Below are 22468 nucleotides of genomic sequence, written 5' to 3' on the forward strand. Positions count from 1 at the left end.
TACGTTAAATAGCAACTTTAATCAAATAAATATAGGCAAGGGAATTCACTCTTATCTCCCTTGTACATTCCCCTATATCATGATAAAATACTAGGCAGAGTATAATATGTTGGAGTCGAGATGAATTATTTTAATGTTGGAAAAATCGTCAATACGCAAGGTCTGCAAGGTGAGATGCGGGTTTTGTCAGTGACAGATTTTGCAGAAGAGCGTTTTAAAAAAGGCAATACCCTTGCCCTGTTTGACAAGAAGGATCAGTTTGTCATGGATGTGGAGATTGCCAGCCATCGCAAGGTCAAGAACTTTGATATTATCAAGTTTAAGGGGATGTACCATATCAATGACATTGAGAAATTTCGTGATTTCACTCTGAAAGTCCGAGAGGAAGATTTGACGGACTTGGAAGACGGGGAGTTTTACTACCATGAAATCATCGGCCTTGAAGTCTATGAAAATGACGTTATTATTGGTAGGATTAAGGAAATTCTGCAGCCAGGAGCCAATGATGTCTGGGTGGTCAAACGCAAGGGCAAGCGCGATTTGCTGCTACCTTATATTCCGCCAGTGGTGCTAGGGATTGACATTGAGCAAGGTCGCGTTGATGTAGAGATACCGGAAGGACTGGACGATGAAAATTGATATTTTGACCCTCTTTCCGGAGATGTTTGCGCCCTTGGAGCACTCTATCGTAGGGAAAGCAAGGGAAAAAGGTCTCTTGGAAATCAACTACCACAATTTCCGGGAGAAAGCTGAAAAATCCCGGCATGTAGACGACGAGCCTTATGGTGGAGGTCAGGGTATGCTGCTACGGGCTCAACCTATTTTTGATGCCTATGATGCCATTGAAAAGAAGCAGCCGCGTGTGATTTTGCTAGATCCTGCTGGTCGGACTTTTAACCAAGCATATGCGGAGGAACTAGCTAAGGAAGAAGAACTCATTTTCATCTGTGGCCATTACGAAGGCTATGATGAGCGGATCAAGACTTTAGTGACAGATGAGATCTCTCTAGGGGACTATGTCCTTACAGGAGGAGAATTAGCGGCTATGACCATGATTGATGCTACCGTTCGCCTGATTCCGGAGGTTATTGGCAAGGAAGCCAGTCATACAGATGATAGTTTTTCATCTGGGCTCTTGGAGTATCCTCAGTACACTCGACCTTATGAATATCGGGGTATGGTCGTTCCGGAAGTCCTCATGAGTGGTCATCATGAAAATATCCGCAAATGGCGTCTCTATGAAAGTCTGAAAAAGACCTATCTAAGACGTCCAGACTTGCTGGAACGATATGAGATGACGGCCGAAGAAGAAGCGATGTTAGAAGAAATTCGACAAGCTCAATCGGACTGACAAGCAAGGTTAACTCTTAGAAAGGATCTAGGAGTTTTTGCTTTATTTGATAAAGAAATGCTCATTTTTGTTTGAAAAACCAGCTTATTTTTCTAATAAAACATTTTTGTAACTAAAATGTAATAAAAAACTATTAAAACTATAAGTTTGCTACTAGTTAATACTAGCGTTTTGTGATAGTATATTACTATGCGGGCTGCTATACCCAGGTTAATTATAGTATGTGAGATTATAAAAAGGAGATTGATTATGGAAAAGAAAATAGGCAAGTCTGTTGTAGCGACTGGTATCGCGGCTACAACTATTATTTCTGGTGGACTGACCCATCAAGTGCACGCGGATGAGTTGGTTGAATCAACTGTAACAGCTCCAAAAGCGACTGAAGTAACTGAGAAACCAGTGACAGCAGCAGATGTAGCTGTTGCCCAAGAAAATGCTGAAGCAGCCAAAGCTAAACTTGATGAGCAAAGATCGATAGTAGATACTGCGAAAACAGAAGCTGAAGATGCAAAAACTAGCGTGAAAGTGGCTGAAGCCGCTGTTGAGACTGCTAAAGAAGTGCAGGCAGAAGCAACAGAAGAAAATGTTGCTAAGGCGGAGACGGAAGCAAAAACAGCAGAGCAAGAGGTTGGCGCAAAAGACACTGCTGTTCGAGAAGCAGCGGCTAAAGCTGCCAAGGCAGACCAAGCCGTTAAAGATCAAGCGAATACTATTAAGGCGAGCCAATCTCTGGTAGACATTGCCGAGACTGAATTGAAACAAGCTAAAACACCACTTAACTCAGAGGAGCAAGCTGTAGCAACTGCTAAGAGTCAGCAAAGTCAAGCACAGACCGCTTTAGACAATGCAAAGACTGAGTTGACAAAGGCGGAACAAGCAGCGTCTTCTGCTCCACAAGTGCAGGCTGAAATCCAGAATAAAATCAATCAGGCAAAGGCATCTTTGAGCCAAACTAATCAAGCTATTAACTCTCTTGAAAGACAGATTCCGGCTGCTGAGAAAGCAGCAGCAACAGCTCCTGTTGACCTTCGCAATACAACTTATTCTCAATTTTTAGAAAATGTTCGTAACAATGCGGCTAATCAAGAAATTCGTGATGCTGCTAACAATGCACTTGCTGTTTACCAACGCGGACAAAATGAATTTGGTATCTCAGTTAATTCTGACCCAACCAGTCCAGCTAGTCTAGAAAATAACCTGCAAGCTTTAGAGTTGGTTAAAGCGATTAATGCTTACCGTCGTAATGCCGGCTTACAAGAGTTGTTGGTTGATCCGTATGCGAATGTGGCCAGCCAGATTCAGACTATCTACTTTGAGCGTAATAACTGGCACATGGGCGAGCTGATTGGTAACGAAAATGTAGCGATTAGTTTTGATCCACAAGGAGCTGTCAATTTCTGGCATGAAGAAAAAACACTTTACCAGCAGATTGCGGCGCAATATGGACTGCCTACAGATGAAACTCAGATTGATGCTAATGCTATCTATACGAGAGTTGGAGCGGGTGTGTTTGCTAAAATTGGCCACTATGTGCAGATGATGGACAATAAAGCTAATGCTATCTCAGCGGCTTATGATAAACATCCAAATCAATGGGGCACTCCTCATGGTACATCAGAGGTTGGTTTCCATCACATTAGCAACTTTGACCAGCGTGTTAATAACGGTACTCTATTGACTGTTGCTGCTATGGAGCAGTTGTTGCGTGCTGGTGGTGGTCGTTCTGCAGGTTCTAACGCTAATGTTACAGCACTTAAGAATCAATTAGCTGAACTTAAGGCTCAAAAAGTTGGTCAGGAATCAGCTATCAATATCCTAAATGCTCAATTAGCTGATGCTCAAAAGACAGCGGCAGCTCAAATTGCAGCAGTTGAAGCAGCTCGTCAGAAGGTAGCAACTGCTGAAAATAATCTAGCTTTGACTAAGCAGAATGTTGCTCTCAAGCAAGAAGCTCTTGACAGAGCAACAGCTAAGATTGCAGCAAGCTTGGCTCCTTACCAAACTAACTTGAGCAATGCTCAGGCAGTTCTAGCGGCAGCTAAGGATAAGTTGGCAGAACTTCAGTCTGCTCAAGAAGCTGCGAAAGCTAATTTGACAACTGCTCAAGAGGACTTGCTGTCTGCTCAAAAAACATTAGCTGCAGCTAAAAAGAAAGTTATTGACCTTCAAAATGCTCCTCAGTTACTTGCAGAAGCAGAGCGGGAGTTGGCAGAAGCGCAGCTTGATTTTGAAGCTAAACAAGCAATCTTAAATCAAGAGACTGCAACTTTAGCTGTCCTTGAGGAATCCTACAACAGTCTTCAAGCGAATTATGAAACTCTCTTGAATATCTTGAATCAAGCAGCTCTCCTGTATGGAAATGCTCTGAATAGTAACTATCGCTCAGGTGAAGATAAACAGACTCTAACTGCTGTAAAAGGCGGAGCTGCTGGTCCAGGTGCAGAGGATGAATCTAAGAAAGATTCAGATGCTAAGACTGCAGAAGTTCATGCGAACACTCGTGAAGTCAAAGGAGCCACTACGGGTGCCGTTCAAGCGGCAGGTGGTGGTGCGTTTACTGATTTTGTTGTAAATCCTGCAGCTCAACTTGCTAGCGTGGCTACGACAGCTGATAAGGCTCCAACAGTTCCTGCTATTCTGCCAAATACTGGCTCAGAAGCAGAACGCCTTGCAATTTTTGGTATGGCACTTGGTGCAGCTGCCTTTTTGGGAACGAACAAGCGCCGTCGCAGAGACGAAGATTATAATTAATGAAATAAAAAATGAGATTGGAACGATTTCCAGACTCATTTTTTTGTCCAAGTTAATAAGCAATCTCATATAAAAGGGATGAGGAGTTAAGTTCCACATTTTCTAAGAAAGATAAAAACTTCCGATATTAATTGTCGGAAGTTTTTGATATACATAATAGATTCTATTTGACTGCTCCACCTGTTACACCTTCTACGTAGTATTTCTGCATGAAGATGAAGAGAAGAGTGATTGGAATAGCGATGATAATTGCTCCAGATGTGAAAGGCAAGAACCATTTATTGATGGCGTCCTTATTAAGCATTTGGAAAAGTCCCAAAGCCACTGTATATTTTTCCTTGACATCGCCTAGAATCACAGAGGCAAAGATGAAGTCAACCCAAGGTCCCATGAAAGCCATAAGCGCTGTATAGACGATAATCGGTTTTGAAAGCGGCAATGTAATAGTCCGGAAGATTTGGAAGCGAGTTGCTCCGTCAATCATAGCGGATTCGTCCAAGGAATATGGGATTGTATCAAAGAAACCTTTAGCAATATAGAAGCCTAGAGCCGCTCCAGCTGAATAAACCAGAATCAGTGATGTAAGGGTTTGCGTCAAATTGAGTGCTTTCAAGATGTAGTAAACCGCAATCATAGACATGAAACCTGGGAACATGTTAAGTACCAGAGCCAGCTTGAGGAAACGGTTTTTATGCTTGAATTTGATACGGCTGAGTGAGTAAGCCATACCCACGGTAATCAAAGTAGACAGGATACAGGTCGCTGTCGCAACAATCAGGGTATTCATAAACCACTGAACAAAAGGATATGTGTTGTTATTAAACAGTCTGATATAGTTGTCAAGAGTATAAGTCTTAGGGAAGAAGTAAGGGACTGCATTCGAGCCTTCACCACGGAAACTGGTCAGAAAAATCCAGATAATCGGTGTAAGCCAGATAAATGCTAGAACAGCCAGTAAGACATAAATCCCTAATAAACTGAGTTTTTTTCTATTTTTCATTATTTAGCAGTTCCTTCCTTGAATGATGCGGATCTGGTATAGGCTAAGAGACTGAAGGCTGCAGAGATTGCAAAGATCAGGATACCGATAACAGATGCCAGATTGTAGTCCTTGGCTGAAACGGTCAGTTTATAGAGCCAGGTAACCAAGAGGTCAGTTGAGCCTGCCTGATAGTAGGAAGAGTTAGTAGGTCCACCGCCTGTCAGGAAGTAGATAACGTTGAAGTTGTTGATGTTCCCGATAAACTGCTGGATAAGTGATGGCGCCATAATCAAGAGAATTTGAGGGAAAGTAATGCTCTTGAAGATTTGAAGCTTGCTAGCTCCATCAATCTCAGCTGCTTCGATTTGCTCACTAGGGAGGTTCATGATAATCCCGGTTGCCACCAGCATGGTAAATGGAATACCAATCCACATATTAACTAGTATGATTGAGAACTTAGCCCAAACAGGATCACTCAAGAATGGAATTGGATGCTGAATGAGATGGAGGCTTTGCAATAATCCGTTCAAAGGTCCATTGTCATTCAGGAAATTACGCATCAAGAGCAGGGATACGAATTGTGGAACTGCGATAGTAATAACGAAGAGTGTGCGCCAAACTTTCTTGTACTTGAGACCTTTGGTATTGAGCAAGAGAGCCAAAACGATACCGAAGAAGAAAGTAGTAGCTGTCGCAGCAACTGCCCAAATCAAGGTCCAGCCTAAAAGTGGGAAGAAGGTGCTAGCCATGCGACCTGAGAAAACATCGCCAAAGCTAGAGAAGCCAACCCAGTCAAAGAGTGACTTAGGAGCTGGATGCTTATGGTCAAAGTTAGTAAAGGCCAAACAGATCATATAGATCAGAGGCAAGATGGTAAAGAGCAGTACTCCGATAAGAGGGATGCTCATTAGGCCCATGTGAAAGCGGCCGTCAGCAAGGGTTTTGAAGTCCTCAACGAAGTTAGGAATCTTCTGACCGGACTGCTTGAGAGCCATTAAGTGACGAGCACTTTTCAGGTTACACCAGTAGATGTAGGCGAAGACTGCACAGAAGATAAGAGAAGCAAGTCCAAAAATCAGCATCAGCATAGAGTTGTCACCCGCTACTTGAACGGTGATTTCCAAACCGTTAACTTTTTTGATAGCCTCTCCCTGCTCTTGAGTCCCCAATGTAATCATGCCGCCAATAGCTGGTATGATTTGGACTGCAAGAGCAATCAGGAAAGCAATTTCTGAGAAGAGGAAGAGCAGCCCCTTGATAAATTGTTTGTTTACAAGGTTGCTCAGTCCCATTACCAGAAAAGAGAGTTTGACATCCCAGGTTCCCTCTTTAAAGACCTGAACCATGGATGCATTGTCATAGGATGACTGAGTCATAGTATTCTCCTTATATTTACAAAGAAAGAAGTGAGGAGGCTGCCCTCCTCACTTCAATGCTTATTTTTATTCGTTTGAGGATTATTTAGCTGCTGCTAAATCTTTATCAAACTGTTGTAATTTTGCGAGGTATTGATCTTCACCAAATTTACCATTGTAAGCATCGCTGAGGATTGCAGCACTTTCAGTCCAGAAGACAGACATTTGGCTAAGTTTAGGCATAACTGTTGTGTAGGTATCAGAAGATCCCATTGTGATAACAGCTTGTGCCAAGGCATCTTTCTTCACATCTTCAGACTCTTGTACTTCTTTGTTAGCAGGGATGATGTGACGTCCTTCAAACTTGAATTGGTTTTCTTGGCTTTCTTTGCTAGTAAGAGCTTGAGCTAGTTTGTAGCTTGCTGCGATACGGTCAGTGTCGCCGTTTGAAGGTGTTTGGTTAACTGCGTAAAGTTTTACACCGAGGAAAGCTTTTTGTTGAACGTCTTGTCCACCAATGTTCACAGTTGGGTAAACTGAGATACCAAGGTTATCTTTACCGACAGCTTTTTCAGCAGCTGCATAGTCCCATGGACCAGATTGGAAAGCGTCAACTGAACCATCTTCAAATTTAGCAAGAAGGTTAGCAGCATCTACGTTTACAAAACCGCTGTTATTCTTTTGAGCTGCGATGAACTTCAGAACGTTCACACCAGCTTCGTTACCCCAGTTTGTTCCGTCTACTTGTTCACCATCTTTACCAAAGAGAGTGTCGCCAACAGAAAGGAAGAGTGGAGCAGTAGCGTAAGCATTAACTTCTTTCAAGTTTCCGCCGAATTTAGCTTTAGATGTAATTGTTTCGTATGATTTAACATCGTCAGCAGAAAGTTTTGACTTGTTGTAGTAGGTTACTTGTGACTCGATACCAAATGGGAAAGCATAAGTTTTACCTTTATACTGAGCACCAAGAGTTGCTTGTTCTGTATCGTTCTTCTTGATTTCTTCTGCCATATTAGAAGGAACCTCTTGAATAGCTCCAGCTTCAACTAATTTACCAAGTTGGTCGTGTGGCAGAGAGAAAACATCGGCAGCAGTACTAGCATCTTTTGTCAGATTTTCCTGAGCGTTTGGATCTTCCATTTCGACTACGTCAACCTTGTAGCCTGATTCTTTCTCGAACTTGCTAACTGTATCAGAGTAAGAATCTTTAGCACCAGTTGGTACCCAAAGTTTCAAGGTCTTGCTATCGGCTTTAGAAGAAGAGCTCTCCTTGCTACTATTCGAGCTACAAGCTGCTAACAGCGTTCCTGCAGCCAGCAAGCTTACACTGCCCAATACTACTTTTTTCCATGTTTTCATTCCTATTTCCTCCCGGAATTTTTATTTACAATTCTATTATGCAACCGTTTGCAATTTTTGTCAAGTCTTTTTTTGAAATTTTTTTAAAAATATATTAATTTTTCTAAAATTTTTCTATTTTATTTCTGTTTATTTAATTAAAGCCTATTAAAATGGCTGTGCAATCGCTTGCTTGATTTTTGCTTAGAAAACGCTTTATTATGGAGAGAATCGTTTTTCTTTTGAAATAGATTTTTGGTACTTGAAAGAAGATTTAAAAACAGGCTATAGTTAATCATTATCTATGAAAGGAATCAAACTTATGGTTTTCTAATAATCTAGTGTCTACCTGTTGAATGCTTCCCTTTTCTGCTATAATAGACCTATGAACAAGCTAATCCAATCAAAGCTGGAACTGTTGCCGACCAGTCCCGGCTGTTACATTCACAAAGACAAAAACGGTAGCATTATCTATGTCGGTAAAGCCAAGAATCTTCGCAATCGGGTTCGTTCTTATTTCCGCGGTAGCCATGATACCAAGACGGAGGCTCTAGTTTCTGAGATTGAGGATTTTGAGTTTATTGTCACCGAGTCCAATATTGAGGCTTTGCTTCTGGAAATCAATCTAATCAAGGAAAACAAGCCTAAGTACAATATCATGCTCAAGGACGATAAGTCCTATCCATTTATCAAGATTACCAATGAGACCTATCCGCGCCTAATCATCACGCGCCTAGTCAAAAAGGACGGCGGACTTTATTTTGGTCCTTATCCGGATGTCGGTGCGGCCAATGAAATCAAGCGTCTCTTAGATCGGCTCTTTCCTTTTCGTAAGTGTACCAATCCGCCTGAGAAGGTTTGTTTTTACTACCATCTGGGGCAGTGCAAGGCCCACACTATTTGTCAGGTAGACAGCCAGTATTTCAAGGAGCTAGCCCAGGAGGTTGCGGCCTTTCTCAAGGGGCAGGATGACCAGATTATTGAGGATTTACGGGGGAAAATGGCTGGCGCAGCGCAAACTATGGAGTTTGAAAAGGCAGCGGAGTACCGCGACTTGATTCAGTCCATTGGCACCCTGCGAACCAAACAGAGGGTCATGGCCAAGGATTTGCAGAATCGTGATGTCTTTGGTTATTATGTAGATAAGGGTTGGATGTGCGTACAGGTCTTCTTTGTCCGCCAGGGCAAGTTAATCGAGCGTGACGTTAATCTTTTTCCCTATTACAATGATCCGGACGAAGATTTTCTGACCTATATCGGCCAGTTCTACCAGGAAAAGTCCCACCTCAAGCCCAATGAAATTTTGATTCCAGCTGATATTGACGAAGAAGCTGTCCGAGCCATGGTGGATACCAAGGTGTTTAAGCCCCAGCGAGGCGAGAAGAAGCAGTTGGTCAATCTCGCTATCAAAAACGCCCGAGTCAGTCTCCAGCAGAAATTTGACCTCTTGGAGAAATCTATTGAAAAGACTCAAGGGGCTATTGAGAATCTAGGGCAGCTCCTTAACATTCCTACACCTGTTCGTATTGAGTCTTTTGATAACTCCAACATCATGGGGACCAGTCCTGTATCAGCTATGGTGGTCTTTGTCAATGGTAAACCAAGTAAGAAGGACTATCGCAAGTATAAGATCAAGACTGTGGTAGGACCTGATGACTACGCTAGTATGCGAGAGGTCATTAAGCGCCGCTATAGTCGGGTAATTCGTGACGGACTAACTCCACCAGACTTGATTGTCATTGACGGTGGACAGGGCCAAGTCAATGTCGCTAAAGAAGTTATTCAGGAGCAGCTGGGATTGGATATTCCCATCGCTGGACTGCAAAAAAATGACAAGCACCAGACCCATGAATTGCTCTTTGGTGACCCTCTGCAGGTTGTAGAATTATCCCGTAATTCGCAGGAATTTTTCCTACTCCAGCGTATCCAAGATGAGGTCCACCGCTTTGCTATTACCTTCCACCGCCAGCTCCGGTCTAAGAATTCTTTCTCATCACAACTAGATGGCATTGAAGGCTTGGGACCAAAACGTAAGCAAAATCTTATGAAACACTTCAAATCTCTAACCAAGATTAGAGAAGCCACTGTTGACCAAATCGTCGAAGTCGGCGTACCACGAGCAGTGGCAGAAGCGGTGCGGGAGAAGTTGAATCCGAAAACTCAGGAGCAGGAACAAGCACAGTTGCGAGAGGTGGCGGAAACGCAAGCAGATTTAAAATAGACAAATCTCAAATGAGGACTGTGTATGCTGAATTTTTTCTATAATGAGAAAAATAGCAGAAATAGAGTGACTAGTATAATGCCTATAATGTTTGACAATAAAATAATTTTGTATTATAATATATCTATTCTTTATTAATAGGAGACAGTAATGAAAAAAATTATTACGGCTAGTGTAGCGCTTTTATCGGTTATAACTTTAGCAGCATGTTCTGGAAAAACAACTTCAGATTCTTCTGAAAAAGCTTCAAGTTCTGTAGAAAAAAAATCTACTTCAAAGAATAAATCAAGTAGCTCTGAAACATCATCAAAAACAGCTAGTTCAGATGTAGAAATCCCAGAAATCGTTCTTTTGACAGATGAAGAAATCGACAATGCTAAAACAATTGGTGACATGAAAGCTCTCTTTAGTAAGTTGATTGATAATTATAAAAAGTACATTGATGAAATTGGGAACAAAGTACCTGAGGCTGGGAAAGAAGCATACAATCAACAAGTAGAACCAGCTATTCAATCTATGGAAACTTCAAGAGAAACTTTTAATGAAACGCTCTCAAGTGCTGGTTCAGATGATACAGAAATTCCAGAACAAAATCGTGCTCTATTTGCTCAGCAATTGAAAACAGGACGTGATGCTATGAAGAAGGCTATTGAAGGGGCTTATAAAGCTCTTGGTCAGCTTAAATCTGGACAATAATATTAACAAAGCAGGTAAGAACCACCTGCTTTTTTTGTAGCAAAATGTAAAATAGATGGAAATTTAAGTGACTTAAAAGATAAGATTGAATCAAAAAATTTTTAAATAAAATATTGTTTATACTCAATTATAAATAAAAATAGGCATAATTTAAGCATTTCTAATAATGATTTAGTGAAATTTATGAAAGGAAAAAAACTGCAAACTCTTACAAAATATGATAAAATGAAGCTAGTATATTTAGAAAAGGATGCGACTTATGAAATTTCTAGAACTCAATAAAAAGCGTCATGCGACCAAGCATTTCAATGACAAACCTGTGGATCCAAAGGATGTTCGCACAGCCATTGAAATTGCAACGTTGGCACCCAGTGCCCACAATAGTCAGCCATGGAAGTTCGTTGTGGTGCGGGAGCGTAATCAGGCTCTAGCTGAGACAGCTTTCGGTGGTAATGTGGACCAGATTAAGGAAGCACCAGTAACCATTGCCCTCTTTACGGATACAGATTTGACCAAGCGAGCTCGTAAGATTGCGCGTGTGGCTGGAGTGAGAAATTTTTCTGACGAGCAGCTCCAATTCTATATGCAGAATCTGCCAGCTGAGTTTGCTCGCTATAGTGAACAGCAAAAGAGCGATTATTTAGCTCTCAATGCTGGTCTGGTGGCCATGAATCTTGTTCTGGCGCTGACTGACCAAGGTATCGGATCCAATATCATTTTAGGTTTCGATAAATCTAAGGTTAATGAAGTTTTAGAGATTGACGAGCGTTTCCGTCCAGAGCTCTTGATTACTGTTGGTTATACAGACGATAAGTTAGAGCCTAGCTATCGCTTACCAGTTGATGAAATCATTGAGAAACGTTGATATAGTTAAATTTACGATTTAATTCATAATTTTATCGATTTAAATCGAATTGGAAGTCGGGGTAAAATAATGACAATTGATTTTAAAGCAGAAGTTGAAAAACGAAGAGAAGATCTCTTAGCTGACTTGTTCAGTCTTTTAGAAATCAACTCAGAGCGGGACGATTCCAAGGCAGACAAGGAGCATCCTTTTGGACCTGGACCTGTTCAAGCTCTGCATAAGTTTTTAGAAATTGCTGAACGCGATGGTTATGAAACGAAGAATGTGGACAATTATGCTGGTCACTTTACTTTTGGTGAGGGTACGGAAGAACTTGGGATTTTTGCCCACATGGATGTAGTCCCTGCCGGGAGTGGCTGGAATACAGATCCTTACAAACCTGAAATTATTGATGGTAAGCTTTATGCGCGTGGTTCGTCTGATGATAAAGGGCCAACCATGGCTTGTTACTACGGTTTGAAAATCATCAAAGACTTGGGCTTGCCAGTATCTAAGCGTGTGCGCTTTGTGGTGGGGACAGACGAGGAATCCGGTTGGCAAGACATGGACTATTATTTCAAGCATGTTGGTTTGCCTGAGCCAGACTTTGGTTTCTCACCAGATGCGGAATTTCCAATCATTAACGGTGAAAAAGGGAATATCACAGAATATCTCCACTTTGGTAACAGTAATGATGGCAGCTTTAAACTCAAGAGCTTCACTGGAGGACTTCGTGAGAATATGGTGCCAGAATCAGCGACAGCCATTTTTACAGCGCCAATTGATGCAGCGGAATTGGATGTCAAATTACAAGACTTTGCTGCTGCCCACAAGGTTTCAGCTAGTCTGAAAGAAAATGGCGACACTCTTGAAGTGACAGTCATTGGGAAATCAGCTCATGGTTCTACACCAGAGGATGGTATCAATGGAGCAACCTATTTAGCTCTCTTCCTTAACCAATTTGACTTTGGTGGTGACGCCAAAGCTTATCTGGATGTTGCAGCTCAAGTTCTGCACGAGGACTTTGCAGGTGAGAAGTTAGGAATTGCTTATACAGATGCTAAAATGGGTGCTCTCAGCATGAATGCTGGTGTTTTCCATTTTGACAGTGCCAAGGCTGACAATACCATTGCTCTGAACATCCGTTACCCTCAAGGTACTGATCCGAAAACAATTCAGGCCGGTCTTGAAAAAGTTACTGGTGTTGTGTCTGTGAGCTTGTCTGAACACGGACACACTCCGCACTATGTTCCAGCAGATGATGAGTTGGTAGCAACTCTTTTGAATGTTTATGAAAAACAAACAGGTCTCAAAGGACATGAGCAAGTCATTGGTGGTGGAACCTTTGGTCGTCTTTTGAAGCGCGGTGTGGCTTTTGGGGCTATGTTCCCAGACTATGTCAACACTATGCACCAAGCCAATGAATTTACAGATGTAGAAGACCTTTTCCGTGCTGCGGCCATTTACGCGGAAGCTATCTACGAATTAATCAAATAAAAAAGAAGAACTCGTTTGGTCTTGCCAAATGAGTTTCTTTGCAAGGAGTTGCTATGCATACTTTAGAAGATATTACAAAGGCCATCATGGCTGATCCAGAAAATCAGAAATTTATGGAGCAGGGAATCAAGCCACTCTTTGCGGCACCAAAGAATGCTCGGATTAACATTGTTGGTCAAGCGCCGGGACTGAAAACTCAGCAGGCAGGGCTTTACTGGAAGGACAAGAGTGGTGATCGGCTGAGAGAATGGCTAGGTGTCGATGAGGAGACTTTTTATCATTCTGGCTACTTTGCAGTATTGCCCATGGATTTTTATTTTCCAGGACATGGGAAATCTGGTGATTTACCGCCTCGTAAGGACTTTGCGGACAAATGGCATCAGCTGATTTTAGAGCTTTTGCCAGATATTGAGCTGACTATTTTGATTGGTCAGTATGCACAGAAATACTATCTGCATCAAACAGGAAATATCAAGCTGACCGAGACAGTTCAGCATTATCAAGACTATCTACCTGATTTTTTCCCTTTGGTACACCCATCGCCCCGCAACCAAATCTGGATGGCTAAAAATCCTTGGTTTGCAGAGCAGGTTGTGCCAGACTTGCAAGCGTTGGTACAAAAGATTATTCATCAATAAAGGAGAAAAACTATGGATGCTTATCAACAAGTAGCAAATAAGTTGCAAGAGTTGGGGATCACCTTTGATGTGGTAGAGCACCCACCTGCATTTACGACAGAGCAAGCAGATAGCTATATTGAAGGCATGGAAGGAGTTCGGACTAAGTCCATGTTTTTGACCAATAAGAAGAAAACCCAGTATTACCTGCTGATTATGGATGATAAGAAGAGTTTGGACATGGATTTGTTTAAAGAGCTGGTTTCAGCCAACCGTATTCGTATGGCTTCAGCGGATTCCCTCTATGAAAAAATGAGCCTACCAGCAGGAACGGTATCGCCTTTTGGTCTGCTTAACAATGAGGAGAAGGACGTTCAAGTCTATTTTGATAAAGAAATTATCGGCGAAGAACGCATGACTTTCCATCCTAATACCAATGAAAAGACTATCTTTGTCTCTACAAGAGATTTGTTTAAATTCTTGCAAGATTTGGGCTACTCTTACCAAGTGCTGGAGCTTTAACTAACTGTTTTGCTGAGATAGAGTAGTACTATCCAGCTGTTCTCTCAGGTTGTCAAACCGAGCAGATTGGTATTACTCATTTGCTAGAGAATAGTCCCTCTATCTTGATCTTGGATGAAGGACGTAGCTAGCAACTTGGTTCCCCTCAGGAGATTCTCCAACAGCCGGCCAATGATTTTGCCAAAGTTCGGTTTGATTTTCAGGAGTAACTGACTGACTTTTTGATAAGTCTAAGCTTAGAATGCTAAACTTTGTAGAAAGCGAGGTGATTCTATGGAAACGATGAAAGCTATAGTTATTTACGAAGCGGGCGGCCCAGAAAAGCTTTTGCTAGAAGAAAGACCGATTCCAGAACTTCAAGAAGGCTGGACCTTGGTCAAGGTCAGAGGATTTGGGATTAACCACTCGGAGATTTTTACTCGCGAGGGTTTATCGCCGAGTGTCACCTTTCCTCGGATTTTAGGCATTGAGTGTGTTGGCCAAGTTGCCGAGACGACTCGAGAAGATTTAGAGATTGGCCAGAAAGTGGTTTCCATCATGGGAGAAATGGGGCGAGCTTTTGACGGCTCTTATGCCGAGTATGTCCTCCTGCCTAACGATCAAATTTATACAGTCGAGACCAACCTGACCTGGACAGAGCTGGCTGCAGTGCCAGAGACCTATTATACTGCCCTAGGTTCTATGAAAAATCTGCGCATTGAGCCCAATGACAAGATTTTGGTTCGGGCTGCCACTAGCGGTGTCGGTTTGGCCTTTGCTCGTCTGGTCAAGGCACAGTTTCCAGACACACATATCGTCGGATCAGTCAATAGCGGTTCCAAACAGTTTCTACTCAAGCACCAAGCCTACGACGATATCATCATAGATCAGGATGGCCGACTGGAAACAGAGGAGAAGTTTGACAAAATCCTGGAGTTGGTCGGTCCGGCAACTGTCAAGGATTCTTTTGACCATATCGCAGAGGGCGGTATTATCTGTGTGACCGGCCTCTTGGGTGGCCAATGGGAGCTGGCAGGTTTCAATCCAATTGAGGAAATTAAAAATAACAGTTTTCTGACAAGTTTTCACTCAGCTCATGTGAGCCAAGATTTGATGGATGAATTATTGGACTATATTGACCGCTATCAGGTCAATGTTACACCAAGGCGTGTCTTTTCCTTAGAGCAGGTGCCCAAAGCTCATGCATTTATCGAAGGGACGGCAGGTTTTGGAAAAATTGTGATTATGAATGAATAGGAGAAAAATGATGCAAAAAATTAGCGCGAAAGATTTATATGACAAATTACAGGCAGAAGAACTGCAGTTGATTGACGTTCGCGAGGTGGATGAATTTACTGCTGGACATATCTCTGGGGCTCAGAATCTGCCTCTCAGCACCTTGCCTGAAAATTATGGAAAATTGGATAAACAAATTCCCTACCATATCATCTGCCAAAAAGGCGGACGCTCAGCGCGTGCCTGCGAATTTTTGGAAGCTAAGGGTTACCAAGTGATCAATGTCGAAGGAGGAGTGGAAGCTTTTCCTGATAAATTGACGATATGACAAGCGATTAAGAAGAGCAAATGCCGGAATAGATTGAATTTCCGGCCCTTTTTTTGTATACTATAGTAGTATAATAATTTATAGATAGGAGATATTTTATGTCAAAACAAGATTGGCTTGAATATTTTGAGGCCGTTAATGGACGCTCGGCTACAGAGGAAGAAATTGCCCAAGCATTGGCTGCCGGGGAATTTGTTGAAGCTGAACAGGTAAGTGCGGAGCAAGCCTCTAGTGAAGCTAGTCCGGCTTCATCAAGCTTTGAACAGCCGCAAAACTTCCAACAGCCTTTTGCTCAGCAGGCTTCTCAACAATATCAAGAAGTTCCTCAGCAACAAGCAAATCCAAATCAATTTGCAAATCAGGGACAAGCTTATCAGCAACAAGGATTTCAGCAAGCAAGTCCCTTTGCTGGACAGCCTCAGTCTTCTGGTCCGCAAGCTTATCAGAACAACCAGCAGCAAGGACAGTTCAATTCACAAATACCTCAACAAGGACCACAGGCTTATTACAGTCAGCAACCTCCTCAACCCAGCGAGTTTTCTAAAACAATGAAAGGTTTCTGGGCTTGGCTCGTTTCAGCTTGGAAATCACCGACATCTGAAGTTGAGAGCAGTAAGGTGAATGGTTACCTTTCTCTAGGTTTGACAGCGTTCTTTTTTGCTATTGTTGCAAACTACAATATTTTCAGTACCATTGGTATCATGAGTTTTGGTATGTATAATGGACCGACTTTTAATTTCAAAGTCTTCTTTGTTTCACTGATAGCAGCAGCTCTCTTCCTTTTTTCTATTATTTTAGGTGGTTTTGTTGTGAAGCGTTTGGTCTACCAAGATAGAAGTTTTACCTTTAATAAGGCTTTTGATTGGTACGGTCGACTGTATGCCATTGTTCTTCCATTTATTGCTGTTTCAGCTCTGTTTGCTCTGTTGGGTATTATTCATTTATCTCTGTTTTTCACATGGATTGTTCTTTTGTTAGTCGGAGTTGGAGCGACCTTTGCTTTGATTTATTCCAAGACAAACAACTCTATGGATCCTTTTTATAAATATCTATTGGCCATTATTATCAATGGTGTGATTACAATTATCTTCTCTTTCATCGCTTTTTCTCTACTAGCTAGTATCATAATGATGTAATAATTGGAGGAGATTTATGGCAACAAAAGAAAAATGGGTTGATCTCTTTGAAAAAGTAATTGGTCGAAAACCAACTGCAAGTGAGTTCCAAGCTGGCAAACAATCTAACTTTGACCCAAAAAAGATTAAGGAGATTGCAGGCGAAGCAGAGGAAGTAACCACAGATACTTCATCAGTAGAAAATACTACTGATGAAGCTTCTGATAATCAAGATATTGTTCAGGAGACACCTTCTGAAGATTCTGTCACAGAAGAATCGATTCAACCATCTTTCCAAGATGAGAAGCAAGGCGCGTTTGAATCTAGCCAATATGAAGAACTTCGTAAGAATTGGCTGCAAGCTTTTGAAAATAATATTGGTCGAAAACCTACCAAAGAAGAATTTGCAGAAGCTAAGAGTCAAGGATTCTCTAACTTGCCTATTCGGTCTGAATTGCTCGACTCGCAATTACCACAGAAACCGGTAAAAAAGGCTAAAAAGAGAATATCAAAGAAGCAAGCAATCTTGATTGGGGCTCCAACCGTTTTAGTTGCCGCTTTGATTGGAGCATTCTTCTATTTAAATTCTATAACTGGAGTTAAAGTGGTCACAGACCATTTTGCAAAAGCAGTCTCTAGTAAAGACTTTGATGAAGTTGCAAGTCTTCTTTCTACTCAATCCGATAAGTGGACACGTGCTGAAGCAAGAGCCTTAGTTGAGCACCTAGAGAGCCAGGAGATTAATCTCGAAACTGAGCTAGATAACATTGTTGAGTCAAATGGCAAATCTGCTTATATCGATGACAACAATAATAAGATTTTAGGTGTTACTGAAAAGAGTAAGAAATTTGGTATTTTTCAGGAATATCAGATGGTTTCCTATCCAGTCAAAGTTAAAGTCAATACCAATTTGGATAATGCTACCATTAAACCTGGTGAGAAAAAAACTATTACTCTTAAGAAAAACACTGACACTGAATTGGGTGAATATCACTTTATCAAACAAGACTTTACTCTCAAAGGTAAGACGGATGTTGGAGATGTAGAGAGTAAGGTTCAGCTTGATTTAGCTACGGCTAAGGATAATGAAATCAAACTCGATCTCAAGTCTGAAAAGAAACAGCTAAAAATTACTATGCCTTCTGAAACTTCAAAAGCAACAGATATTAAAATCGTTGTTAATGGTAAAGAAAGTGGTAGCAGTTTGAGCCCTGAGTTGCAGCTTGTTCCTTATCAAGAACTTGAAATTTATGCCAAGTTTACTATCTCTGATACTACCTTTACTACCAATAAAGAGACAGTAATTGTGGAAAATGATACTACTAATGTGAAATTATCGCTTCCTAAGGAAGTAGTTTCTAAGATTAGAGAAAAGAACGAAGAAGCGAAAAAGGTTGAGGCTCAAAAGGCAAAAGTCTCTACTTTCCTTAATGACTACCGCAGTGCTGTTTTCAGCTCAGTTTCTAACAGGAGCAACAACTATTCTCAATACTACGATACCTCTAGTGCAGTATATCGAGAAATGGTTGAGTGGACCTCTGGTGGTGGTGTTAAGAAAGCGAAAATTAACTATTATGAGCCAGGAGCTTTGGATATCCGCGAAATCAAGGAAGAAAATGGTTCCTATATCGTGACAACATATGAGGACTATACGGTCCACTATACCGATAACACTCCAAATAGTGTAAATCGTAAAAATAAGACTTATTACTTGAAACCTAGTGGGGATTCTTTTGTAATCTATAATCTTGAAGTTTCAGAAGGTTGATATTATGACAATGAAATACAGTAAACTAATTTTTCTTGCGGCATCCGTTCTTGTTCTAGGCGCGTGTTCGTCTGGTAAAGACACTACTGGAGATAGCTCTGATAAACAAGCGGCTAGCTCAACTAGCACAGTTAAGAAACAAGATGCTGAAAAAGACAAAAATTCTAACCAAGATACGACAACATCTTCAGATAGCGCTGATACTAAAAAAGAGCAAAATCACGAGGCCAAAACTCTTGATCAAAATGTTTCTTATAACGGCAGCTACTACAGTGTCAAAGGGAAATATGATGAGATTCTCGTTGTCAACAAACACTACCCTTTGTCTGCTTCCTATAACCCAGGTGAGAATGCGACTGCTAAAGCAGAATTGCTCAAACTGATTGCAGACATGCAGGCACAAGGCTATGCTATCAGCGACCAATACAGTGGTTTCCGCAGCTATGATACTCAGACCGAGCTCTATCAAAACTATGTCAATCAGGACGGCAAAGCCGCTGCGGATCGCTACTCTGCTCGGCCAGGCTACAGCGAGCACCAGACTGGTTTGGCATTTGACTTGATTGACAAGAATGGTAATCTCGTACAAGAAGCCGGAGCAAGTCAGTGGCTTCTAGATAACGCCTATAAGTACGGTTTTATCGTTCGCTATCTAGAGGGTAAGGAAGATTCAACTGGCTATATGCCTGAAAGTTGGCATCTGCGCTATATTGGTCAAGAAGCCAAGGAAATTGCTCAATCAGGCAAGTCTTTAGAAGAATATTTCGGCATTACCGGTGGAGGCTATGAAGATCAGTAGTCACATCATCCATTAGAAGGAGGAAGAAAATGAAATTTTTTGTTACCAATCCCAATAATGATTTTGCAGAAACACCTGTTCAAGAAGAAGGCAGAATCATACATCATCTGCATCTTGCCAAAGGAAAAGAAGTACCAGAGCACAGTGCTGATGCACTAGTAACAGTTGTTTGTTTATCAGGAAATGTAAGCTTTTCTGCCGGAGAACAAACCGTACGGCTAGTGACAGGTTCCTTTTTGACGATGGAGCCCAATGAGCCACATAGCTTGGTCGGTGAGGAAGATAGCCACCTCTTGGTTATCAAACAACTAAAATATTAATAAATTCAAAATACTAGAAGCTGGAATAAATGCTTCTAGTATTTTTTACTACTCTTTAATACTTATTCATTTCTATAAATAAAAACCCATAAGAAAGAAAGTTAACAACAGATTCTTTGATTCTTAAAACAAACTTAAGAAAAGCTTAAAAAAGGCTTAATATAAGCTTAAAATAAACTTAAATAAAAAATCGGAATGATAGGGTGAGGAGTTTTTATAAATAAGTAATAAAAATAATTTACATAGTGTAAACCAAATTATAAACATTTTTATATTGTTTTAGTTCGTAAATGAGAAGGTTTTAGTGATTTATATAGATAAAAAATAGAAAATAAAACAAAAATACGAACTATAAAAAATTACCCATAAAAACAATTTACACCTTGTTAACTAAAATGCTTGCATTCAAAAATTTCTTGTGCTATAATTCATCTCGAGGGTGAGATATGCATAAAAAAGTATTTTCAAGCATATTGACTTCTTTCTTTCTAAATCAAATGCTATAAAAACATTTATGTGCAACCTTTAATCAGGTGGATTCACTAACTAGTGATTCGTTTTTTGCGTTTGATAATGATGGAGTAGTCAACTGTCAGCCGGCTGTATTTTCGTAAAATTCTTTTTTATGAAGTTGTGCACAAAAGATAAATTCCCCCCACAAAAATATGAAGTGATGTTGGTCACTTTGGAGGTTTAATTAATATGAACAATCGTTTCAGACTCTTATCAAGATCTGTTGTGGCTGCTGCAGCTCTTATTCCAGCAATCGCTGCTGCGAATAATGTTGAAGCACAAGATTATGGTTATGGTTATAATTACTATCAACCAGGCTATAATTACTGGAATGGCGGCTATAACAATTATAATTATGGTTATAACAACTATAATTACCGTAACAACCGCAACTACCGTTACAACAATTATAACTATGGTTACAATAACTACAATTATGGCTATAACTACGGCTACAATGGTTATAATTACAACTATGGTTATAATAACTATTATCCAGGCTATAACAACTGGAATTACAACTATAGCAACAACTACGGCTATAATGGTTGGAATAACTACAACAATCTTGCAAACGATGAAAACTACATTTACTGGAATGGTAACCACTACTACCGTATGACAGATGGTTCTTACCGCATCTATCGTGATGGTGAGTGGAAACCATTGACAAATACTAACAATAACAGCACATCCAATAACAACTTGGAAAACGATCCGCATTATCGTTATGAAAATGGTTATCATTACTATGTATTGGATAATGGCGACTATTACTACTATCAAAATGGTAAGTGGGTGTTTGTTAAGGATTCTGCTGATAACTCAACTAATCCAACAACTCCAAGTCAGCCGGAAGAACCTAAACCAGAAGTTCCAACTCCGACTCCAGCGGAACCAGAACAACCAACTCCAGCTCCTACTGATAAACCAGATGAGCCTACTACACCAGCAGAACCAAAACCTGAGGTGCCAAGTGTTGATTTGCCAGAAAATCCTCCAATTAACGGTGCAGAAGGTGACCTAAATCCATTTGCTCCGAAACCAGAACAACCAGCAGAACCAAAACCAGAAACTCCAACAAGACCTGCTGTGCCAGAGACTCCTGGTTTGGTAACAACTGATAAACCAAGTGAAGATCAAATTCCGCCGTATGTTGAGAAACCAGCAGAAGGTCTTGAGCATTTGGCGTGGGGTCCAAACAACCGTGCACCCAAAATAGTATACCCTACTGGTGTGCCAGGTGATGCAGCGTTGGAAAATGATCCTAACTATTACTTTGATGGTACAAGTCACTATTATCGTATCCCATCTGAATCGGCAACCAATGGATTCTCTCCATATTGGAAATGGTTTGGAGATAAAGTTAAGTGGAGACTTGAGGGGATGACGGATCCAAATGATCCAAGAATTGATCCTAAATTTCACGAGGGCGCTACAGATGATGAGTATATGTACAGCGATACAAACTCAAGTGTAAAAGTATTCTCAACCAATATCGTAGGAACTGGTAAAGCAGGTGAGCCGCTTCCATTCAAGAATCTTGAGGAGTTTAAGAAATACGTTATCGATAAGATGAGTCCAACGTTTGTTGATAATGCCGGTTGGGACGCAAAAGTTGAGTGGGTTATCGAAGATGAAACGACATTTGAAGAAACAAAGGAAAAATCATGGGCTAGAGACTACGTCTTGACAGCAAATCTTAAGAGTGGCGTAGAAGGCGATAAATATAAAGATGTAGAGTTTGGTTATGTTAGATTTGTTTATCGTGTTGAAGCAACTGATGATAGTAACTTTATTGCTTTAGAAAAAGCTAAAGAAGGTTTCGCTAAAATCAATGAAGAGCGTAAAGCTCAAGGCTTGAAAGAACTGACTTGGTCTGATGAACTTTATCAAAACCAAGCTCTTCCAAAAGCTAATCAAATCTCACGCCAATACGATAGCTCAGGCTTCGTTGCTCGTCGTACGGATGATGCGTCAGAAGTAGTTAAGAAATGGGCTAACAGCGGTCTGAGAGAATTGCTCCTTGATCCAAACGTTACAGAAGGAGCAGTAGCTGTAGTAGTAGATGGTAATACGGACTATTACTGGACCTACGTTTATAAATAATAAGGAATTTTCAACTTTTTTTAATTTAATCAATTTGTTGTAGTTTTTTACTAACTATTTCATAGTTGAAGAATCTTTATGAATTGAGAGGACCAAGTAGGTCTTCTCTTTTTAATCGGGATTTCAT

Annotated in this window: 19 protein-coding genes; 16 read left to right on the plus strand and 3 right to left on the minus strand. The window is 40.9% G+C overall.

What is annotated here, in order from left to right; genetic code table 11:
* Positions 1-120: 120 nt before the first annotated feature.
* From rimM to RWX26_RS00925, 3 genes are all read left to right on the plus strand, one after another.
* Positions 121-639: a ribosome maturation factor RimM gene (rimM, locus tag RWX26_RS00915; protein ID WP_314578296.1), complete on the plus strand. Its 519-nt coding sequence runs from the start codon at positions 121-123 to the stop codon at positions 637-639.
* On the plus strand, positions 629-1351 hold the full coding sequence (gene trmD / locus RWX26_RS00920; protein WP_314578297.1) for a tRNA (guanosine(37)-N1)-methyltransferase TrmD: 723 nt from the start codon (positions 629-631) through the stop codon (positions 1349-1351). Before rimM ends, trmD begins: the two co-directional genes overlap by 11 nt.
* 189 nt (positions 1352-1540) lie before the next feature.
* Positions 1541-4102, plus strand: a complete 2562-nt coding sequence (locus RWX26_RS00925) for a CAP domain-containing protein (RefSeq protein WP_314578299.1) — start codon at positions 1541-1543, stop codon at positions 4100-4102.
* 163 nt (positions 4103-4265) lie between these two features.
* On the opposite strand, the gene RWX26_RS00930 is transcribed toward RWX26_RS00925, so the two are convergent.
* The 3 genes from RWX26_RS00930 to RWX26_RS00940 form a co-directional block, all read right to left on the minus strand.
* Positions 4266-5102, minus strand: a complete 837-nt coding sequence (locus tag RWX26_RS00930) for a sugar ABC transporter permease (RefSeq protein ID WP_002895328.1) — start codon at positions 5100-5102, stop codon at positions 4266-4268.
* Entirely contained in the window at positions 5102-6460 is a 1359-nt protein-coding gene (locus RWX26_RS00935; protein ID WP_295345917.1) for a carbohydrate ABC transporter permease, read from the minus strand. Before RWX26_RS00935 ends, RWX26_RS00930 begins: the two co-directional genes overlap by 1 nt.
* Positions 6461-6541: 81 nt before the next feature.
* Complete coding sequence (locus RWX26_RS00940) at positions 6542-7798, minus strand: extracellular solute-binding protein (protein ID WP_002917139.1); 1257 nt, start codon at positions 7796-7798, stop codon at positions 6542-6544.
* A 364-nt stretch (positions 7799-8162) separates the two neighbouring features.
* On the opposite strand from RWX26_RS00940, the gene uvrC reads away from it, so the two are divergent.
* The 13 genes from uvrC (at position 8163) to RWX26_RS01005 (ending at position 22341) form a co-directional block, all read left to right on the plus strand.
* Complete coding sequence (uvrC, locus tag RWX26_RS00945; protein ID WP_314578304.1) at positions 8163-9998, plus strand: excinuclease ABC subunit UvrC; 1836 nt, start codon at positions 8163-8165, stop codon at positions 9996-9998.
* A 150-nt stretch (positions 9999-10148) separates the two neighbouring features.
* On the plus strand, positions 10149-10694 hold the full coding sequence (locus RWX26_RS00950; RefSeq protein WP_125378493.1) for a hypothetical protein: 546 nt from the start codon (positions 10149-10151) through the stop codon (positions 10692-10694).
* 259 nt (positions 10695-10953) lie between these two features.
* On the plus strand, positions 10954-11559 hold the full coding sequence (locus RWX26_RS00955; RefSeq protein WP_002924506.1) for a nitroreductase family protein: 606 nt from the start codon (positions 10954-10956) through the stop codon (positions 11557-11559).
* A 69-nt stretch (positions 11560-11628) separates the two neighbouring features.
* Positions 11629-13035: a dipeptidase PepV gene (gene pepV / locus RWX26_RS00960; protein WP_314578307.1), complete on the plus strand. Its 1407-nt coding sequence runs from the start codon at positions 11629-11631 to the stop codon at positions 13033-13035.
* 53 nt (positions 13036-13088) lie between these two features.
* A complete protein-coding gene (locus tag RWX26_RS00965) occupies positions 13089-13673 on the plus strand; it encodes a uracil-DNA glycosylase family protein (RefSeq protein ID WP_314578310.1) in 585 nt (194 codons plus the stop codon).
* 12 nt (positions 13674-13685) lie between these two features.
* On the plus strand, positions 13686-14174 hold the full coding sequence (locus RWX26_RS00970; RefSeq protein WP_314578313.1) for a prolyl-tRNA synthetase associated domain-containing protein: 489 nt from the start codon (positions 13686-13688) through the stop codon (positions 14172-14174).
* A gap of 273 nt (positions 14175-14447) precedes the next feature.
* Entirely contained in the window at positions 14448-15410 is a 963-nt protein-coding gene (locus tag RWX26_RS00975; RefSeq protein WP_314578315.1) for a zinc-binding alcohol dehydrogenase family protein, read from the plus strand.
* Positions 15403-15717 carry a rhodanese-like domain-containing protein gene (locus tag RWX26_RS00980; RefSeq protein WP_314578317.1) on the plus strand — a complete coding sequence of 105 codons (315 nt, stop codon included), beginning with the start codon at positions 15403-15405 and terminating at the stop codon, positions 15715-15717. The genes RWX26_RS00975 and RWX26_RS00980 overlap by 8 nt, the downstream gene beginning before the upstream one ends.
* 98 nt (positions 15718-15815) lie before the next feature.
* The gene (locus tag RWX26_RS00985) at positions 15816-16853 is read left to right on the plus strand and encodes a DUF6574 domain-containing protein (protein ID WP_314578320.1); all 1038 of its coding nucleotides are present in this window, start codon (positions 15816-15818) and stop codon (positions 16851-16853) included.
* 16 nt (positions 16854-16869) lie between these two features.
* Positions 16870-18600, plus strand: coding sequence for a TcaA second domain-containing protein (locus RWX26_RS00990; protein WP_314578322.1), 1731 nt, complete (start codon positions 16870-16872; stop codon positions 18598-18600).
* A gap of 4 nt (positions 18601-18604) precedes the next feature.
* Entirely contained in the window at positions 18605-19399 is a 795-nt protein-coding gene (gene ldcB, locus RWX26_RS00995; protein ID WP_399558128.1) for an LD-carboxypeptidase LdcB/DacB, read from the plus strand.
* A 29-nt stretch (positions 19400-19428) separates the two neighbouring features.
* Positions 19429-19719, plus strand: a complete 291-nt coding sequence (locus RWX26_RS01000; RefSeq protein WP_314578324.1) for a cupin domain-containing protein — start codon at positions 19429-19431, stop codon at positions 19717-19719.
* Positions 19720-20421: 702 nt separating this feature from the next.
* On the plus strand, positions 20422-22341 hold the full coding sequence (locus tag RWX26_RS01005; protein WP_314578326.1) for a CAP domain-containing protein: 1920 nt from the start codon (positions 20422-20424) through the stop codon (positions 22339-22341).
* The last annotated feature ends 127 nt before the right edge of the window (positions 22342-22468 follow it).

The sequence above is a fragment of the uncultured Streptococcus sp. genome (genome assembly GCF_963536705.1).
Taxonomy (GTDB): Bacteria; Bacillota; Bacilli; order Lactobacillales; family Streptococcaceae; genus Streptococcus.

Coding starts and splice junctions, on each gene's coding strand:
- RWX26_RS00930 (WP_002895328.1), bottom strand. CDS start 5,102: ATGAAAAATAGAAAAAAACTCAGTTTATTAGGGATTTATGTCTTACTG.
- RWX26_RS00980 (WP_314578317.1), top strand. CDS start 15,403: ATGAATAGGAGAAAAATGATGCAAAAAATTAGCGCGAAAGATTTATAT.
- RWX26_RS01005 (WP_314578326.1), top strand. CDS start 20,422: ATGAACAATCGTTTCAGACTCTTATCAAGATCTGTTGTGGCTGCTGCA.
- pepV (WP_314578307.1), top strand. CDS start 11,629: ATGACAATTGATTTTAAAGCAGAAGTTGAAAAACGAAGAGAAGATCTC.
- RWX26_RS00935 (WP_295345917.1), bottom strand. CDS start 6,460: ATGACTCAGTCATCCTATGACAATGCATCCATGGTTCAGGTCTTTAAA.
- trmD (WP_314578297.1), top strand. CDS start 629: ATGAAAATTGATATTTTGACCCTCTTTCCGGAGATGTTTGCGCCCTTG.
- RWX26_RS00965 (WP_314578310.1), top strand. CDS start 13,089: ATGCATACTTTAGAAGATATTACAAAGGCCATCATGGCTGATCCAGAA.
- RWX26_RS00950 (WP_125378493.1), top strand. CDS start 10,149: ATGAAAAAAATTATTACGGCTAGTGTAGCGCTTTTATCGGTTATAACT.
- ldcB (WP_399558128.1), top strand. CDS start 18,605: ATGACAATGAAATACAGTAAACTAATTTTTCTTGCGGCATCCGTTCTT.
- RWX26_RS00985 (WP_314578320.1), top strand. CDS start 15,816: ATGTCAAAACAAGATTGGCTTGAATATTTTGAGGCCGTTAATGGACGC.
- RWX26_RS00940 (WP_002917139.1), bottom strand. CDS start 7,798: ATGAAAACATGGAAAAAAGTAGTATTGGGCAGTGTAAGCTTGCTGGCT.
- uvrC (WP_314578304.1), top strand. CDS start 8,163: ATGAACAAGCTAATCCAATCAAAGCTGGAACTGTTGCCGACCAGTCCC.
- RWX26_RS00975 (WP_314578315.1), top strand. CDS start 14,448: ATGGAAACGATGAAAGCTATAGTTATTTACGAAGCGGGCGGCCCAGAA.
- RWX26_RS00955 (WP_002924506.1), top strand. CDS start 10,954: ATGAAATTTCTAGAACTCAATAAAAAGCGTCATGCGACCAAGCATTTC.
- RWX26_RS00990 (WP_314578322.1), top strand. CDS start 16,870: ATGGCAACAAAAGAAAAATGGGTTGATCTCTTTGAAAAAGTAATTGGT.
- RWX26_RS00970 (WP_314578313.1), top strand. CDS start 13,686: ATGGATGCTTATCAACAAGTAGCAAATAAGTTGCAAGAGTTGGGGATC.
- RWX26_RS00925 (WP_314578299.1), top strand. CDS start 1,541: ATGCGGGCTGCTATACCCAGGTTAATTATAGTATGTGAGATTATAAAA.
- RWX26_RS01000 (WP_314578324.1), top strand. CDS start 19,429: ATGAAATTTTTTGTTACCAATCCCAATAATGATTTTGCAGAAACACCT.
- rimM (WP_314578296.1), top strand. CDS start 121: ATGAATTATTTTAATGTTGGAAAAATCGTCAATACGCAAGGTCTGCAA.